Source organism: Streptococcus sp. HJ1 (assembly GCF_052399005.1).
In the GTDB taxonomy this organism is placed as follows: Bacteria; Bacillota; Bacilli; order Lactobacillales; family Streptococcaceae; genus Streptococcus.
The window spans coordinates 400,144-418,674 of the sequence record NZ_CP199005.1; the positions used below are offsets into that span (position 1 = coordinate 400,144).

Genomic DNA, 18,531 nt, shown 5'->3' on the forward strand with positions numbered 1-18,531 from the left:
CCAAGATAGTTCTCTTGGAAACTTTTTTTCTTGACATCTCCTCTGAAAATGATAAAATAGTTCTCATGGAAACTTAAATAGTTCTTGTGAGAACTATATTTATCGTAAGAAAGGAGCAATCATGGACAAGCCGATGTTAATGTTCAAACGTTTTGGGCATCAGGTTCATCTGATGGTACAGAAAGAAGCCAAGCGATGTGGCATTGAATTTATGGGTGGACCGCAAGGGCAGGTTTTGCGTTTTTTAGATCATTGTGAACAAAAAGAGGAACTGGTCTTGATTAAGGATATCGAGCAGGAACTCAATATTACTAAATCTGTTGCGAGTAATTTGGTCAAGCGTATGGTACAAAATGGTTTGGTCGAGTTAGAGGCGAGCCCGAGCGATAAGCGGGCAAAATTTGTTCGCCTGACGGATAAATCGCGTTCGCAGATGCAAGAAGTTAAGGAATTTTTTGATCGGATCGATCAGAGTCTGCTAGAGGGGGTTTCAAAGTCAGACTTGGCAATCTTTGAAAAGGTACTCGGGCAATTGCAAGCAAATGTAGAAAAAATAGGAGGAGAGAATGAAGAAACTCGCTAAACGTATTACAGGAAAAGAGTGGGGAATGATCGTCCTTACGATTCTGTTCACTTGTTTCTCGGTCTATCTCGAGTTAGAGGTGCCGACTTATATTTCGCAAATTACAGAATTACTGGGAACGTCTGGAACGCAGTTGGGAGAACTCTGGTCACCAGCTGCGAAGATGATTGGTTTGTCTTTATTGGCTTTCTTTTCATCTGTTATGGTTGGTTTCTTTGCCGCTCGTGTTGCAGCCTCCTATACAACTCATCTACGCACTGATGTATTTCATCAGGTTTTGGATTTTTCACAGACAGAAATCAAGCGCTTTTCAATCCCAAGTCTCTTGACTCGGACGACCAATGATATTACCCAGGTACAGATGCTCTTTACCATGGGCTTGCAAGTGGTTACTCGTGGGCCAATTATGGCTATCTGGGCCATTGGAAAAATCCTTGGGAAATCGGAATACTGGCTCTGGGCAGTCGTTGTGGCTGTTATTGTCAATGTCTTGATGACCACCGTTCTTATGACTCTGGCCTTTCCAAAACAATCTGTCATCCAAAAATTGACAGATAAACTCAATAGCATCACTCGTGAAAGTTTGACTGGGATTCGAGTTGTTCGCGCATATAATGCGGAAGATTACCAAGATAAGAAATTTGAAGCAGCCAACGATGAGGTAACACGTCTCAATCTCTTTGTCAATCGATTGATGGCCATTATGAACCCCATTATGATGGGGATTTCCAGTGGATTAAGTTTAGCCATTTACTGGATTGGTGCCTATATCATCAACGATGCAAGTTTGACAGAACGTCTGCCACTCTTTAGTGATATGGTGGTCTTCATGTCCTATGCTATGCAGGTCGTGATGGGCTTCCTTCTCATGGGAGCGCTCTTTATCGTTCTTCCTCGTACCTTGGTTTCGGCAGGACGTATCAATCAAGTATTGGATCTGCATTCTTCTATTGAAAATCCTAATCATGCACAGACAGCGGATCCTTCAGTTCAAGGACAAGTGGAATTCCGTGATGTGACTTTCCGCTACTCTAAAAACTCAGAAGCAGTCGTGGAACATGTCACTTTCAAAGCAGAAGCGGGTCAAACCGTAGCCTTCATCGGATCGACTGGATCAGGTAAGTCTACGCTAGTCAACCTCTTGCCACGTTTTGACGACGTTTCAGATGGACAAATCCTAGTGGATGGTGTCAATGTGCAAGATTACGATTTGGAAGATTTGCGCAATAAGGTCGGCTATATCCCTCAAAAAGCAGTCCTATTCTCAGGAGATGTCAAGGGGAACTTGGACTTTGGTAAGAGCAAAGAAAGTCCTCTAAGCGAGGCTGCTATGTGGCAAGCTCTTGAATTGGCCCAGTCTAAAAGCTTCATCGAAGACAAGGAAGCAGGTCTTGCATCAGAAGTGGCTCAAGGTGGAACCAACTTCTCAGGAGGTCAAAGACAGCGTTTGGCCATTGCGCGTGCCTTGGCTCGTAAACCAGAGATTCTCATCTTTGATGACTCTTTCTCAGCTTTGGACTACAAGACAGATCGTGTCCTACGCCAAGAACTAGCTGAGAAAACAAAATCCATGACCAAGCTCATCGTAGCGCAACGGATTTCTACTATTATGGACGCCGACCTGATCTTAGTTTTGGATCAAGGAAAAGTCGTGGGACAAGGCACCCACAAGGAACTTCTTGCAACCAACGAAGTCTACCAAGAAATTGCCTACTCACAACTATCGAAGGAGGAATTGGAACATGGAAAATAAAAAAGTTTCGGTCTGGAAACAGTGCAAACCTTATATGGCAGGCCTCCAACTCCCTCTCCTAATAGCAGTTGTGGCTGCAGTCATTTCAAGTATCATTACCGTTTATGGTCCAACTAAGATTAAAGAAATTACTAACTTGATTTCAGATGGCCTGATGACAGGAATCGACTTGGTAGCTGTGTCAAACATTGCTGGATTTTTGGTTGTTCTGTATGTATTTGGAGCTATCCTTAATTATACACAGGCCTATATCTTTTCAACGAGTATCCAACATTTTTCAAAACGCTTGCGGGCGGCTATCGCTGAAAAGATTAATCGTTTGCCACTTGGCTATTTTGACCGTCATTCACAAGGAGATACCCTTTCGCGCGTGACCAATGATGTGGATACAGCAGCGCAATCTCTCAACCAAAGTTTAGGGACAGTTCTTTCAGCTAGTTTCTTGTTGATTGCTGTCTTGGTGACCATGTTTGGGATGAACTGGATTTTGGCATTGGTAACCGTTGTATCAACCCTTGTTGGTTTTGCGGCGGTTTCCGTAATCATGGCCAAGTCACAGGGTTATTTTAAAGCTCAACAAAATAATCTAGCGGCCGTCAATGGTTATGTGGAAGAGATGTACTCTGGCCATAATGTAGTGACCAGCTACAACGCAGTAGATACCTCCAAAGCGAGATTTGCAGGTTTAAACCAAGACTTGCATGATAGTATCTGGAAATCTCAGTTTATCTCTGGTATCATGATGCCAGCCATGTTCTTTGTTGGGAACTTTAGTTATGTCTTAGTCATCATCGTTGGGGCCGCGCTGGCGTTAGAAGGACATATCACGATAGGGATTATTGTAGCCTTTATGGTTTACGTACGGACCTTCTCCCAACCTCTGTCACAGATTGCCCAAGGGATTACGAGCTTGCAACAAGCGAGTGCAGCCATGACTCGTGTATTAGAATTTCTAGCTGAAGCTGAGATGCAAGATGAATCTCATAAGGAAAGACAATTGAGCAACATAAAAGGGGAAGTAGTCTTTGATCACGTGTCCTTTGGCTATACACCAGAGCGCACCATCATCCATGACTTCTCTGCGACAGCTCATGCTGGTCAGAAGGTTGCGATTGTTGGACCGACTGGAGCTGGTAAGACAACCATTGTCAATCTTTTGATGAAATTCTATGAGATTGATAAGGGAAGTATTCGCATTGATGGTGTGGATACCAAGGCTATGACGCGTTCAGAAGTGCACGATGCCTTTTCAATGGTCTTGCAAGATACTTGGCTCTTTGAAGGAACCATTCGAGAGAACCTGATCTATAATCAGACAGACATCAGTGATGAACGAATGATGGAGGCTAGCAAGGCTGTGGGAATCCACCACTTTATCATGACCTTGCCAGATGGCTACGATACTGTTTTGGACGACACCGTGACCTTGTCTGTTGGACAAAAACAACTTTTGACCATTGCTCGTGCCCTTCTCAAGGATGCACCGCTTTTGATTTTGGATGAAGCGACATCCTCAGTCGACACACGTACAGAGGAGTTGATTCAAAAAGCCATGGACCGTTTGATGGAAGGTCGAACTTCCTTTGTCATCGCCCACCGCTTGTCAACCATCCGAAATGCAGACTTGATCTTGGTCATGAAAGATGGAAATATCATCGAACAAGGCAATCATGAAGAACTCATAGCTCAAGGTGGTTTCTATGCGGATCTCTATAATAGTCAATTTACAGAAGATGATGCAGAAGAATAAATCAAAAGAAGGCTTGACGGCCTTCTTTTTCTACACTATACTAGAAGACAAACGTCTCACCTGTAGGCAAAAAAGTAATGAATGAGAATTATAAATGAAAAATTATCAAGAATGGTATCAAAATATCAGCTCCAGACTCACCAGCCATCCCACCCTTCTATTTCTATTACGCAGTTTCAATCGTTTGATGACGGTCACCATGCCCCTGGTCTATCTGACCTTGCTAGTCACTACTTATCTGAAACTAGGACTTGGGAAGCAAGTTGTGGTCTATTTGCTTGTCCCCGCTACAGGTTTTGTGATTTTGTCTCTTTTTCGTAAGAAAATCAACCACCCGCGGCCTTATGAAACGTGGGATATCTGTCCCCTGCTTGAAAAGGATAGTTCGGGACAGTCTATGCCTAGTCGCCATGTCTTTTCAGCAACTATCATCTCCATGGCCTGTTTCCATGCTTGGACTTTAATCGGAATGATCTTGCTTATTTGCTCAGGACTCTTAGCCTTGGTCCGAGTACTAGGTGGTGTTCATTATCCCAAGGATGTCTTGGTTGGCTATGCTTGTGGTCTCATGTGGGGGCTCCTTTTCTTCTTATTTTGACATGTAAGTTAAGCTAGTCCTACAACCACTTACTGCTTCAAAATGACCACTTGCTTTTTTGCCCTTGTATTCCTAACTTAGCTTTGATATAGTAGAGTCAGAAAGGAGATGTGATGAAGTTACGAATTGAGATTGACGGCAATTTAGAGGAGACTGAAATTGTCATCAAGACCCCTGCTTTGACAGATGAAATTGCAGACTTGCAACGACTTTTGCAAGAGTCAAAGGCTCCGAGGTTGACTTTTTACAAGGGGACAGGTGAATATTACCTAGACCTGTCAGAAATTCTCTTCTTTGAAACAGAAGGGAGCAAGATCTACGCTCATAACCAGAAGGAAGCCTATGAAGTTCGCCTCAAGCTCTATGAGTTGGAGTCCATCTTACCTCGCTATTTCAGTCGAGTGTCCAAGTCAACGATCGCAAACATCCGTCAGATTTACTCAGTGGATAAGTCCTTTTCAGGAACGGGCACCATTTCCTTTTATCAGACGCACAAGGAGGTTCATGTCTCACGACATTACCAATCCCTCCTAAAAGAAAATCTAAGAAACATGAGGTAAAAAACATGAAAAAGAAAGCATTTGGTATTGTTTTATTGGTTTTAGCAGCTTGGATCTTGCTGCAAGGGAATTTTGGAATTCCTTCTTTGGATGGCAAGATATGGCCTTTGATTGGTATCGCCTTTTTTGCTTACCAATCAGTTGAAGCTTTGCTTCGTCGTCATCTAACATCAGCAGTTTTTACCGCTCTAGTAGCCTTAATGATTGCGAATCATTTTTATAACATTCTTCCTATTCCAAACCAGTCTTTGTTTTGGGCTAGTATCTTAGCAGTGCTAGGTGTTGGTTATCTGACGCATTCAAGTAAGTTCTGGAATGAAAAAAAATGGTGGTACGATGGGAAAAAAACAGTCGTCACGGATAAGGAAGTCGCTTTTGGTAGCGGGACCTTCTATAAGCAAGATCAAGATCTCGTAGATGACCAAGTGGAAGTCGCTTTTGGGGATGCTAAAATCTACTATGATAATGCAGAGATGCTAGGTGATTTTGCGACTTTAAATATTGAAGTGGCCTTCGGGAATGCAACCGTCTATGTTCCGCAACACTGGCGTGTCGATTTGAAAGTAGAAACCTCCTTTGGTGCAGCTAAGGCAGATGCTCCTGTAGCACCAACCAGCAAAACCTTGATTATCCGCGGGGAAGTCGCTTTTGGTAAACTTGGAGTTGTTTACGTTAAATAAAAAAAGTCTCCGAATTTCCTTGCCAAAATAGAGAAAGTGTGATAACATAGTACGGTATGTGGTGCTAGCACATCCGCTATATTAGATCTAATAGGAGGAAAACACAATGGCTAAAGTATGTTACTTTACAGGTCGTAAGACTGTATCAGGAAACAACCGTTCACACGCGATGAACCAAACAAAACGTGCCGTAAAACCAAACCTTCAAAAAGTTACTGTTCTTATCGATGGTAAACCTAAAAAAGTTTGGGCTTCAGCTCGTGCTTTGAAATCAGGTAAAGTTGAACGCGTTTAATAAAAATGAAAAGACCTAACTGGTCTTTTTCTTTTGCTCTAAGGATAAAATCATTTGAAAAATAGAGTAAATATCCGCCGATACAGCATTCTGCTTTTACACTTGGGCTGAAATATGATAAAATAGAGTATCAACTAGTTGAGGTAAAAAAAATGACTGTAAAAATTAATACAAAAGATGGTCAAATCGAACTGACAGATGAAGTGATTGCAACCGTAGTAGGTGGTGCCGCAACTGAGATTTTTGGTGTGGTCGGTATGGCTAGTAAAAATGCCCTCAAAGACAATTTCCAAGCCCTTCTTGGTAAGGAAAATTATTCTAAGGGTGTTGTCGTGAAGGCAGCCGAAGATGGTAGCATTGCAGTTGATGTTTATACCGTATTGAGCTACGGAGTAAAGATAAGCGAAGTGTCAAAAAACATTCAAGAGCGTGTTCGTTTTAGTTTAGAAAATCAACTAGGAATTACTGCTCAGACTGTGAATGTCTACATTCAAAATATCAAAGTTGTAGGAGAATAATCGTGTCAAAAATTACTACCAGTTTATTCCAAGAGATGGTGCAGGCTGCATCAACTCGTTTGAATAAGCAAGCAGAATATGTCAATTCATTGAACGTTTTTCCAGTTCCAGATGGAGATACTGGGACAAACATGGGAATGACCATTGAAAATGGTGCCAAAGAAGTAGCAGACAAGCCTGCTTCTACAGTTGGAGAAGTAGCGAGCATTCTTGCCAAAGGGCTCTTGATGGGTGCGCGTGGGAACTCAGGGGTTATCACTTCTCAGCTCTTCCGTGGCTTCTCTCAGGCTATTAAGGAAAAAGATGAATTAACAGGTCAAGACTTGGCTCTTGCCTTCCAATCCGGTGTCGAAGTAGCTTATAAAGCGGTTATGAAACCAGTCGAAGGAACTATTTTGACTGTTTCTCGTGGTGCAGCCATTGGTGCCAAGAAAAAAGCTGAGCAAACAGATGATGCTGTTGAGGTCATGCGTGCAGCCTTGGAAGGAGCTAAAGCAGCCCTTGCTAAGACACCAGAAATGCTTCCAGTCCTTAAGGAAGTTGGTGTGGTAGACTCAGGTGGTCAAGGTTTGGTCTTCATCTATGAAGGATTCCTCTCAGCTCTTACTGGTGAATACAGTGCTTCTGAAGACTTTGTAGCGACTCCTGCCAACATGAGTGAAATGATCAATGCGGAGCACCACAAGTCTGTAGCAGGGCATGTGGCAACTGAGGATATTACCTTCGGTTACTGTACGGAGATCATGGTAGCTCTCAAACAAGGTCCAACTTATTCTAAGGACTTTGACTACGATGAATTCCGTAACTACTTGAATGACTTAGGTGACTCACTCCTTGTTGTCAACGATGATGAGATCGTCAAAGTTCACGTCCATACAGAAGATCCAGGTCTTGTCATGCAAGAAGGTCTCAAATATGGTAGCTTGATCAAGGTAAAAGTGGACAACATGCGTAACCAACACGAGGCGCAAGTTGAAAAAGAAGCGACTCAAGGAAACAAGCCTGCTGAAACAAAAGAGTATGCCCTTATCGCAGTAGTAGCTGGTCAAGGTTTAGCAGATATCTTCCGTGCTCAAGGTGTGGATTATGTTATCGAAGGTGGTCAGACGATGAACCCTTCAACAGAAGACTTTATCAAGGCTGTTGAACAGGTCAATGCTCGCAACATCATCTTCTTGCCAAACAACAAAAATATCTTTATGGCAGCTCAGTCTGCGGCTGAAGTGCTTGAACAACCTGCTGTTGTTGTAGAAGCACGTACAATTCCTCAAGGTTTGACGAGTCTTCTTGCCTTTGATCCAAGCAAATCAATCGAAGAAAACAAAGAACGTATGACTGCAGCGCTTGGTGATGTCATCAGCGGTAGTGTAACAACAGCCGTTCGTGATACAACTATCGATGGATTAGCAATTCATGAAAATGACAATCTTGGTATGGTAGATGGGAAAATCCTCGTGTCAAATCCTGACATGCACCAAACCCTGACTGAAACTTTGAAACATATGTTGGACGAAGACAGTGAAATCGTGACTTTCTATGTCGGTGAAGACGGAAGCGAAGAACTTGCCAATGAAATTGCCCAAGAAATCGCAGAAGAATTTGAAGATGTTGAAGTAGAGATTCACCAAGGTCAACAACCCGTATATCCATATCTTTTCAGTGTGGAATAGGAGACTTTGAATGAAGAAAGTTTTAGGATTAGTTTTTGCATCGTTACTTGTTCTTTCTGGCTGTGGTCAAACCAATACTGCAACAACAGAGTCAAGTGGCACAGCGAGTTCGGTTGATTCATCTAGTCAGGCCAGTCAGGTGAAAGAAGAAATCAAGGAAACGACCAAAGTTCTCAAAGGGAAGATGGAAGAATTTGATGTCACTATGACTTTTGTTTGCACGGATGTTGTAAAACAATTCAAGATGGATATGTTGGGAGAATTTGGAGAGGAAATTCCTGCAGAAATTACTCCGGAAGAATTTCAAGAAGTCTTTCGCGAAGCTGTGGAAAGCTCTCCAGAGTATATTGAAATCAAGGACGAGCCAGGTGTTAAAGTTGAATATTTTATCACCGATAATAAAAAGATGAGAATAGTTATTGATCTTGACCTTGAGAAAGCAGATATGGATAGAATTAAAAAGACTTATTTCTTTGAATCACTTAAGGATAGTGTAGAAGACTTTAAGAAACCAAATACTCTGATTGCTGGTTTAAAGTTACAAGGATTTAGAGAAGAATAAACGAAAGAGGCTGGGACAATAGTCCCTTATCTCCAAAAAAATGTTCTTTGTCAACTGTAGTGGGTTGAAGAAAAGCTAAGATGTAGAAAGGATGAAATTCGTCCTTTCTTTTTTGATGTTGAGAGCGATAAAAATCCGTTTTTTGAAGTTTTCAAAGTTCCGAAACCCAAAGGCATTTCGCTTGATAAGTTTGATGAGATTATTGGTCGCTTCTAATTTGGCGTTGGAATAAGGCAATTGAAGGGCGTTGACAATCTTCTCTTTATCCTTGAGAAAGGTTTTAAAGACAGTCTGAAAAAGAGGATGAACCAGCTTAAGATTTTCCTCAATGAGTCCGAAAAATTTGTCAGGCTCTTTATTCTGGAAGTGAAAAAGCAGGAGCTGATAGACATTGTATTGGTGTTTCAAGTCTTCTGAATAGTTCAAAAGCTTGTCTAGAATCTCTTTATTTGTTAAGTGCATACGAAAAGTAGGGCGATAAAATCGCTTATCGCTGAGTTTACGACTATCCTGTTGAATGAGCTTCCAGTATCGCTTGATGGCCTTGTATTCATGGGATTTTCGCTCAAACTGATTCATTATTTGGATACGGACACGACTCATAGCACGGATAAGATGTTGCACAATGTGAAAGCGATCTAGAACGATTTTAGCACACGGGAGTGAAACAGTCTGGGAGACTGTTTCAGCCTGAGCCTAGAAATTTGAAAGCGAAGCTGTTTAGCCAAATCATAGTAGGGACTAAACATATCCATCGTAATGATTTTCACCTGACAACGAACAGCTTTATTGTAGCGAAGAAAGTGATTTCGGATGACAGCTTGTGTCCTGCCTTCAAGAACAGTGATGATATTAAGCTTGTCAAAATCTTGCGCAATGAAACTCATCTTTCCCTTAGTGAAGGCATACTCATCCCAGGACATAATCTCAGGAAGTCGGCTAAAATCATTCTTAAAGTGAAAGTCATTAAGTTTACGTATGACAGTTGACGTTGAAATGGACAGTTGATGGGCAATATCGGTCATAGAAGTCTTTTCAATCAGCTTCTGAACAATCTTTTGGTTGATGATACGAGGTATTTGGTGATTCTTCTTGACGAGGGAAGTTTCAGCGACCATCATTTTTGAGCACTGATAGCACTTGAAACGACGCTTTTTCAGGAGAATTCTAGTAGGCATACCAGTCGTTTCAAGGTAATGAATTTTAGAAGGTTTTTGAAAGTCATATTTCCTCATCAGACTTCCACAATCAGGGCAATCTGGCACATCGTAGTCCAGTTTAGCGATGATTTCCTTGTGTATATCCATATTGATGATATCTACAATCTTGATGTTAGGATCTTTAATATCGAGTAGTCTTGTGATAAAATGTAATTGTTCCATATGATTCTTTCTAATGATGGTTTGGTTGCTTTTCATTATAGATCTTATGGGACTTTTTTCTACAACAAAATAGGCTCCATGATATCCATAGGGGATTTACCCACTACAAATATTATAGAGCCGAAAACAACAGAAGGAAGCTGGTTTTACAGCTTCCTTTTTCTATGCAAATGGAGTTATAAAGAAATTTCTGTAGAAATGAACATTCTATTGGAAATTCTATTTACTATAAGTTATAATGATAAAGCTGTTATGTTAGATTAAGTATGAATATAAAGGAGAAATGATGAAGAAAAAATTTTTTAATCAATCTTTTTCCCGCTTTTCGATTAGAAAGTTAAGTGTTGGGACCTGTTCGGTATTGCTAGGAACCTTTATGGTGATGGCTACTTCACCAGTGCAAGCAGATGAAGCTCAAGTCAACAATAAGGAACAACAAACGCAGGCGGAAATTCAACAGAAGGAAAAAAGTGCTGAGAATGGGCAGGAAGTTATTTCTGAGCCTCAAAAAGTGGTAACACAGAACGAAGCGGTTAAGGAGCTGGAGGATAAAGCTGAACCGTCCAAAACAGAAGTATCTGCACCAGTCTCTCAGAGCCAACCAGTTTCTCAAGTTGACAATACGAAGGAAGCGAGTCAGCCTTCTTTAGATGAGGAGAAAAAGCAATCTCTAGAATCAACTCAAACTGAGCAGAAAAGCAAGGAAGAAAGTGGCTCTAGCGGGAAAACTTCTTCTAGGCGCAAGAGATCGCTAGATGAAGTCAATGCAGAATTTAAAACTCATTCGCCAATCAAAGATATCCATGCTGTAGATAGTGTTCGTGAGTCCTTGACTTTTAGTATTACTGGACACGAAGCAGATTATTCTGGTGGGTATATCAAAATTCATTTCCAAAATGGTAAGGCGATTAAATTGACCCCTTCTCCAGTTGGTGGTGTAAAGTTCAGCCAAGAAAAAACGAATGGGGACCTTGATTTAAAGATAGAACCTGCAAATCTGAGAGGTGGAGCAAACTATAACTTCGTCTATACTTTTCAGATAGATCCTTTGACTCAGAACTGGGGAGGTGCTGTCCAAGCCATTGGGCCAGACCATAAGGTGACCGCAACTGCTAAGCTCTATGACAAAAATGGCAATGTCCTCAAAGAACTTGGAAGCATTGAACACACATGGAAAGTCTTAGAAAACGGGGTGGGTGGCCTGACTCCAATGTCTGGCAATCAGGTCATTGGCTACGATCGAAATAACGATGGTATTGTCGACGATGATTCATCGGTCGTGTCCTACTATCTATTTAACGGTGCGAAAGATCCTAAGAATAATACGGTAAGAAATGATTACTTCAACTATGGAAATGGTGTCTTTGATGGTCGTATGATCAATGGTATGGGGATTAGTGATGTCGGAGGGCATATCATTGATCCTGTCACTTCTTATACCTATAATATAGAGTTAAAAGAAGGTTATGAATTGACAGATGAAGCTAAAGCTCTAGGATGGACTGCCGATGCGACGGGTTACCATCTGACGATTAACAGAGCTAACAATCCGCTTCAAGATATTAATAACAATAAAAATAAGCTCATTCCAATTTCTTTCAAGTTAAAGAATGCCAAAGTAGCAGATATCAATAGAAAAGCGCAAAACTTTACTGTGACGGGTATCTATACAAAAGCAGATGGAACTAGCTATCAAAATACGGCCGTTCTGCCTTATGCTCTCTTTGTTCAAAAAACAGACCAGCCAGAGTCTTCTCTCTTTGAATATAGACACTATAATCAGTCTGACTCGGAGATAATTCGTTCCTATGGTGAAACAGAATACCGTTCTAATGTTCGACTTTCATCAGTCGCAGAGGTTGAAAAAGATTATCCTATCAATGACTACACTGTCACTCATAAAATACAGGATTCACGAGAGTCTTATCGAGAAGTCAATGCGATTGAGGATCGTTATTGGAATGAATTTTTCTCCTCACCGGATGCATCCGTAGAAGTATACAATAAAGCTACAGGTGAGTTGTTAGGGACTTTTAATAGTAACACCCGTAGTCTACGATTGACGGAAGAGCAAGATGTGAAGGAACTGGAGTACAAGTTTAAAAATATCAAGATGAGGAAGTCCTCGACAAATGATACTTCGGCATTTTTTTTCCAGACCAAAACACGTTTTAATAATTGGGAAAGTCTCTATAAAGATTCGACGATTAGTAAGTTGGATTCTAGAACGGATTTCACTTTTAAGAATACTAGCAACACTGTTTCCTTCTCTCAAACGGCTTCAGCCGAATTGACGCGTGTTATCCAGCAAATTTCGATGGTTGGACGTCGTCGGACAGATGTTTTCAACCGACATACAGATGCTTCTGGTTTTAAGGAAGATTTTATCACAAGGACTGCGGGTAAAGACACCCCTACTCAGAACTTCGCAAACTTGACGGGAGTTTACCATCTGGCTTATTTGGCTGATCCACAATTAAACTTTAGTGGGAGTCCTAATTTTAAGGTTTATTATAATTACAAAGATACTGGGAAAACTCTCTACTATGCCCAAGTAAAGGGGACTCCAGACTCCCCTATGCCTGCAACACTTTTGAAGTTAGAAAACAAGACGATTCCAAATGGGACCTACACCTATAAAGCGATTGCTTTTTGGGACGAGGAACTTCCTGACGTTCAAGCTCAGAATGGCTACGACTTAGGGGAGCTTGATGGCATTACAGTTACCTCGAAAAATTCAGTTTCTTATGACTTCGATGTGATCGTACAGGCTTCTGAAGCGAGTGGTGTCTACTCTGAAGTGAAGAGAGCTACAAACCAACACTTTGCCTACAATACCCAAGAGCACTATCCTGGCGATGAGATTGATTTCAGAGTGACCTATAAAAACGCAGCGAAACAGCCTGTTTCAGATGTCTATGTTTTGTCATCCCTGCCGATGAAAGGTGATAAACAGCTAGAATCCAGAAATCGTGGTTCTGGATTTACAGTGAGTTTGACAAAAGCTTTAACACCACCTTCAGGCTGGGAAGTTCAATATAGTCGTACTGCAGGCACTGCTGCAGAAATTAGTGCTTCACAATGGCTCACAGCAGATCAAGTGTCGGATTGGTCAGAGATTCGTGCAGTTCGTTGGCATTCGACTGCTCCGGTTGCTGCTGGAAGTAGGATTCAGTTTCCTATTGATGGAGCAGTTATCGGGCAAGATACTGCCCCAGGTGCTACGGCTTATCTTTCTTCGGCACTGGCAAATGGCAGTTCCAAGTACACTGAGTCCAATAATGTTTCAATCCAAATGTCTACCAAACTGTCATCTGCAAGTTTTACCTTTGTGGATATAAACGATCCGTCTAAGGAAGTACAACTAGGACAGGTAGACACAGTTGTAGGAAAACCAAACGGACCAATTTCTTATGATCCTGCTCGTCGAATTAAGGAATTGGAAGATGCAGGATATGAACTGATCAGTAACGATTTTACAGATCATACCTTTGGTGATTCGGCTAGTCCAAAACAATTCAAGTTTCAGTTTAGACACAAGATTACAGAACTAACCGAAACTGTTCGTGGAACTCGCGAGGTTGATTTTGAATATCTCAAAAAAACAAACCATTCTGATTTATCACTCCTTCCTCCAAAACATGTTGAGACTCATTCGTTTACTCGCACGAAGAGAATTGACCAGGTTTTGGCGAAACGGCAACCAAATGATGCGACAGCTGGTGTGACATACTCAGCCTGGTCTGCAGACCAAACTTGGTCTCAAGTGATTTCTCCTGAAATTCCTGGCTATTATCCAAGAGAGGATATTGATGCAAACACAATGTCGGGAGAAGGAGCTCTCTATGAATATTTAATGAACGCGGATGATCCTAGAGATGAAGAGTTGGAAAAAGAATTTACCTGGTATCGGGTGGTGTATTATGTTCCACTTCCAGTTGTCCCTTCAGCAAGTGCAGCGAAATCTAAAGGCCTTCAAGGGCAGAAGCAAGCAGCAACGATTCGATTTGATGAGGATAGAGCAAGCGAGAGCGAGGTCCACTTTACAAAAGGGACAACAACCATTAATGGAGCAAAGAAATCCGTTGACCTAGTCCAAAGCAGTGTCTTTCTTTATGATGAGAATGGACAAAAGGTAACTTCGCTAACCATTGCCAACCAAGGGACGTACGATTTAGATCTTGTAAATAAAACAATTGTCTTTACTCCACTGAAAACCTTCTATGGTCCGGCAACTCCAGTTCGAGTTGGAGTGGTGGATAAAAATGGAGAGTCGGCTGTAACGACCTATACCCCAGTTGTTGAGAAAGTAACGCCAACTGGTACAGGTGATATGACAGAAGGTCTGCAAGATCAGGTCCAAGAAGGTAAAGTGACCTTCACTCCAGGCCATGACTCAGTTCCATTCCCAGCGGATTCGACACCACTATTTGACAATGGTACAACTGTGAAAGAAGTACCAAATGTTGGTAAGTTCGAAGTGGATGCAGATGGCAAGGTGACCTTCACCCCAGATAAGCAATTCAAGGGGGAAACACCAGAACTTGAATTGACTCGTGTGGATGCCAACGGAACTCCTGTTACAGTCAAGTACCAAGCGGTGGTGAAAGAAGTAGTTCCAACCAGCACTAACGCAACTAGCACGGGTCCTCAGGGTGTTCCACAAACAGGAACTCCAAGCTTCCAAGGTGGCGACCCACTGGTTCCAATCGATGAAACTGTGGCAGCGACATTTGAAGATGGATCAACTGAAAAAGTGATTCCAGGTGAAGGAACTTACACGATTGCATCAAATGGAACTGTGACCTTCACACCAGACAAGCAGTTCGTTGGTACACCAGAACCAGTCACAGTCAAACGTGTTGATAAGAATGGCACTCCAGTCACTGCGACCTACAGTCCAGAGTTTACGAAAGTAACCCCAACTGGTTCAGGTGATAAGACAGAAGGACTTCAAGGTCAAGTCCAAGAAGGTAAAGTGACCTTCACTCCAGGCCATGACTCAGTTCCATTCCCAGCTGATTCAACTCCATTATTTGACAATGGTACAGCTATGAAGGAAGTGCCAAATGTTGGTAAGTTCGAAGTAGACGCAGATGGCAAGGTGACCTTCACTCCTGATAAACAGTTCAAGGGTGAAACATCAGAACTTGAATTGACTCGTGTGGATGCCAATGGAACTCCTGTTACTGTCAAGTACCAAGCAGTAGTGAAAGAAGTAGTTCCAACTTCAACGGATGCCACTTCAAATGGTATCCAAGGTCAACCGCAAAAAGGTACCCCAACCTTCACAGAAGGTAATCCAGCTGTTCCACTGGATGATACGAAACCAATGACTTTCGAAGATGGACAGTCAACGAAAACAGTTCCGGGTGTAGGTGAATACAGCATCAATCCAGATGGCTCTATTACCTTTACACCAGAAAAACAATATGTTGGTACTCCAGCTCCAGTAACGGTTAAACGAGTCGATAAGAATGGCACCCTAGTTACTGCGACATATACCCCAACAGTGACCAAGGTAACACCAACAGGAACCGGCGCAACCAGCACAGGCCCTCAAGGACTTCTGCAAATAGGAACTCCAACGTTTAAAGGTGGTGACCCATTAGTTCCAATCGATGAAACAGTAGAGCCAACCTTCGCAGATGGAAGCAAAGAGAAATCTATTCCAGGCCAAGGAACCTACACGATTGCACCAGACGGAACTGTAACCTTCACTCCAGACAAGCAGTTTGTTGGAAACCCAGATCCAGTTACAGTGAAACGTGTGGATAAGAATGGCACCCCAGTTACTGCGACATACAGCCCAGAGTTTACTAAGGTAACTCCAACTGGAACCTTTGCAACAAGTACAGGTCCTCAAGGACTTCCACAAACTGGTACTCCAATCTTCCAAGGTGGTGATCCACTGGTTCCAATTGATGAAACAGTCGAGCCAACCTTCGAAGATGGAAGCAAAGAGAAGACCATTCCAGGTCAAGGAACCTATACGATTGCTCCAGACGGAACAGTAACCTTCACTCCAGACAAGCAGTTTGTAGGCAAACCAGATCCAGTCACAGTCAAACGTGTAGATAAGAATGGTACCCCAGTTACTGCGACTTATAGTCCAGAGTTTACGAAAGTAACGCCAACTGGTTCAGGTGATAAGACAGAAGGTTTGCAAGGTCAGGTACAAGAAGGTAAAGTGACCTTCACTCCAGGCCATGATTCTGTTCCATTCCCAGCTGATTCAACTCCACTATTTGACAATGGTGCAACTGTGAAAGAAGTGCCAAATGTTGGTAAGTTCGAAGTGGACGCAGATGGTAAGGTGACCTTCACTCCTGATAAACAGTTCAAGGGTGAAACACCAGAACTTGAATTGACTCGTGTGGATGCCAACGGAACTCCTGTTACTGTCAAGTACCAAGCGGTGGTGAAAGAAGTAACCCCAACCAGCACTAACGCAACCAGCACAGGTCCTCAGGGTGTTCCACAAACAGGCACTCCAAGCTTCCAAGGTGGCGATCCACTGGTTCCAATCGATGAAACAGTTGAGCCAACCTTCGAAGATGGAAGCAAAGAGAAGACTATTCCAGGTGAAGGAACTTACACGATTGCACCAGACGGCACAGTGACCTTCACCCCAGACAAACAGTTTGTCGGAAACCCAACTCCAGTTACAGTCAAACGTGTGGATAAGAACGGCACCCCAGTTACTGCAACTTATAGTCCAGAGTTTACGAAAGTAACACCAACAGGAACTAGCGCAACTAGCACGGGTCCTCAGGGTGTTCCACAAACAGGCACTCCAAGCTTCCAAGGTGGTGATCCACTGGTTCCAATCGATGAAACAGTTGAACCAACCTTCGAAGATGGAAGCAAAGAGAAGACTATTCCAGGCCAAGGAACTTACACGATTGCCCCAGACGGAACTGTAACTTTCACGCCAGACAAACAGTTTGTTGGAAACCCAACTCCAGTCACAGTCAAACGTGTGGATAAGAATGGCACCCCAGTTACTGCGACTTACAGCCCAGAGTTTACTAAGGTGACTCCAACTGGTAAAGATACTTCTTCAGTTAACATTAAGGGTCTTGTTCAAACAGGTACGCCAACATTTGAAGGTGGTAATCCGCTTGTTCCAATCGATGAAACTGTGGCGGCGACATTTGAAGATGGAACAACTGAAAAAGTGATTCCAGGTGAAGGAACTTATGCAATCTCACTAGATGGCATCGTCACCTTCACTCCAGAAGCTAATTTTGTAGGACAAGGAACAGGCGTAACGATTGTCCGCAAGGATAAGAATGGTACTCCAGTTACTGCAAGCTATCGTCCAACAGTTGTAGATCCATCTACTGGTCATGACACGGCTTCTACAGGAGCAAAAGGCCAACCACAAGTGGCAATACCAGTGTTTGAAGGACATATCGATTCGACTGTACCACCAACATTTGAGGATGGTAGCACGACTATGGTTGTTCCGGGTGAAGGAAGCTATACAATTGATAAAGATGGTAAGATTACCTTTACTCCAGAACCAGACTTTGTTGGTACAGCTAAAGGATTGGTTGTGAAACGTTTGGATGTGTATGGAAATGTAGTTACTGCTCGCTACACACCAACTGTCCTTGGACAAACACAAGTGAGTGATGCGACATCAGAAGGTCTTAAAGGTCAAACTCAGACTGGTAAACCAAACTTTACAGGTGATGTCGATCTGACAGTTCCGCCAACCTTTGAAGATGGAACAACTGAAAAAGTCGTTTCAGGTGAAGGAACTTATGTAATCTCACCAGATGGCACCGTCACCTTTACCCCTGAGGCAGACTTTGTAGGACAAGCCAAAGGTGTGAAAGTGATCCGTAAAGACCGTAATGGAAATATCATTTCAGGATTCTATACTCCAACAGTAGTAGAACTTCCAGAGCAAGTGAAGCCGTCTGATAAAAAAGAACTTTCAGTACCTGATTCGAAACCAGATCAATTGACCCAAAACATCTCTGTAGAAAAAAATCAACTTCCAAATACAGGAAGTCAAGAAGATGGTTTGAAAAATCTAGGAATTCTGACAGCCCTAGCAGGTGCCATGACACTTGGATTGCTAGGTAAAAAGAAACGAAACGATGAATCAGACTAATCATTTTTAAGAACCGAGAAATCGGTTCTTTTTTATGACATTTGTCATATTT

Annotated in this window: 11 protein-coding genes and 1 pseudogene; 11 read left to right on the forward strand and 1 reads right to left on the reverse strand. The window is 42.4% G+C overall.

What is annotated here, in order from left to right; translation table 11 throughout:
- Positions 1 to 121: 121 nt before the first annotated feature.
- The 10 genes from ACT17O_RS02040 (at position 122) to ACT17O_RS02085 (ending at position 8,969) form a co-directional block, all read left to right on the forward strand.
- The gene (locus tag ACT17O_RS02040) at positions 122 to 583 is read left to right on the forward strand and encodes a MarR family winged helix-turn-helix transcriptional regulator (RefSeq protein WP_444817631.1); all 462 of its coding nucleotides are present in this window, start codon (positions 122 to 124) and stop codon (positions 581 to 583) included.
- A complete protein-coding gene (locus ACT17O_RS02045; protein ID WP_444817632.1) occupies positions 567 to 2,336 on the forward strand; it encodes an ABC transporter ATP-binding protein in 1,770 nt (589 codons plus the stop codon). The genes ACT17O_RS02040 and ACT17O_RS02045 overlap by 17 nt, the downstream gene beginning before the upstream one ends.
- On the forward strand, positions 2,326 to 4,086 hold the full coding sequence (locus ACT17O_RS02050) for an ABC transporter ATP-binding protein (RefSeq protein WP_444817633.1): 1,761 nt from the start codon (positions 2,326 to 2,328) through the stop codon (positions 4,084 to 4,086). Before ACT17O_RS02045 ends, ACT17O_RS02050 begins: the two co-directional genes overlap by 11 nt.
- A gap of 94 nt (positions 4,087 to 4,180) precedes the next feature.
- Positions 4,181 to 4,684, forward strand: a complete 504-nt coding sequence (locus ACT17O_RS02055) for a phosphatase PAP2 family protein (protein ID WP_444817634.1) — start codon at positions 4,181 to 4,183, stop codon at positions 4,682 to 4,684.
- A gap of 113 nt (positions 4,685 to 4,797) precedes the next feature.
- Positions 4,798 to 5,244, forward strand: a complete 447-nt coding sequence (locus tag ACT17O_RS02060; RefSeq protein WP_000776582.1) for a LytTR family DNA-binding domain-containing protein — start codon at positions 4,798 to 4,800, stop codon at positions 5,242 to 5,244.
- 5 nt (positions 5,245 to 5,249) lie between these two features.
- Positions 5,250 to 5,924, forward strand: coding sequence for a LiaF transmembrane domain-containing protein (locus ACT17O_RS02065; protein WP_000725733.1), 675 nt, complete (start codon positions 5,250 to 5,252; stop codon positions 5,922 to 5,924).
- A 106-nt stretch (positions 5,925 to 6,030) separates the two neighbouring features.
- Positions 6,031 to 6,219 carry a 50S ribosomal protein L28 gene (gene rpmB / locus ACT17O_RS02070; protein WP_001140948.1) on the forward strand — a complete coding sequence of 63 codons (189 nt, stop codon included), beginning with the start codon at positions 6,031 to 6,033 and terminating at the stop codon, positions 6,217 to 6,219.
- Between the two features lie 152 nt (positions 6,220 to 6,371).
- Positions 6,372 to 6,737: an Asp23/Gls24 family envelope stress response protein gene (locus tag ACT17O_RS02075; RefSeq protein ID WP_000216438.1), complete on the forward strand. Its 366-nt coding sequence runs from the start codon at positions 6,372 to 6,374 to the stop codon at positions 6,735 to 6,737.
- A 2-nt stretch (positions 6,738 to 6,739) separates the two neighbouring features.
- A complete protein-coding gene (locus ACT17O_RS02080; RefSeq protein ID WP_000036688.1) occupies positions 6,740 to 8,407 on the forward strand; it encodes a DAK2 domain-containing protein in 1,668 nt (555 codons plus the stop codon).
- Positions 8,408 to 8,417: 10 nt separating this feature from the next.
- Complete coding sequence (locus tag ACT17O_RS02085; RefSeq protein ID WP_444817635.1) at positions 8,418 to 8,969, forward strand: SP0191 family lipoprotein; 552 nt, start codon at positions 8,418 to 8,420, stop codon at positions 8,967 to 8,969.
- A 75-nt stretch (positions 8,970 to 9,044) separates the two neighbouring features.
- Here ACT17O_RS02085 and ACT17O_RS02090 read toward each other — a convergent pair.
- Positions 9,045 to 10,351 (reverse strand): annotated as a pseudogene (locus ACT17O_RS02090) (transposase).
- 283 nt (positions 10,352 to 10,634) lie between these two features.
- Here ACT17O_RS02090 and ACT17O_RS02095 point away from each other — a divergent pair.
- Entirely contained in the window at positions 10,635 to 18,479 is a 7,845-nt protein-coding gene (locus ACT17O_RS02095; RefSeq protein WP_444817636.1) for a YSIRK-type signal peptide-containing protein, read from the forward strand.
- Positions 18,480 to 18,531 lie beyond the last annotated feature (52 nt).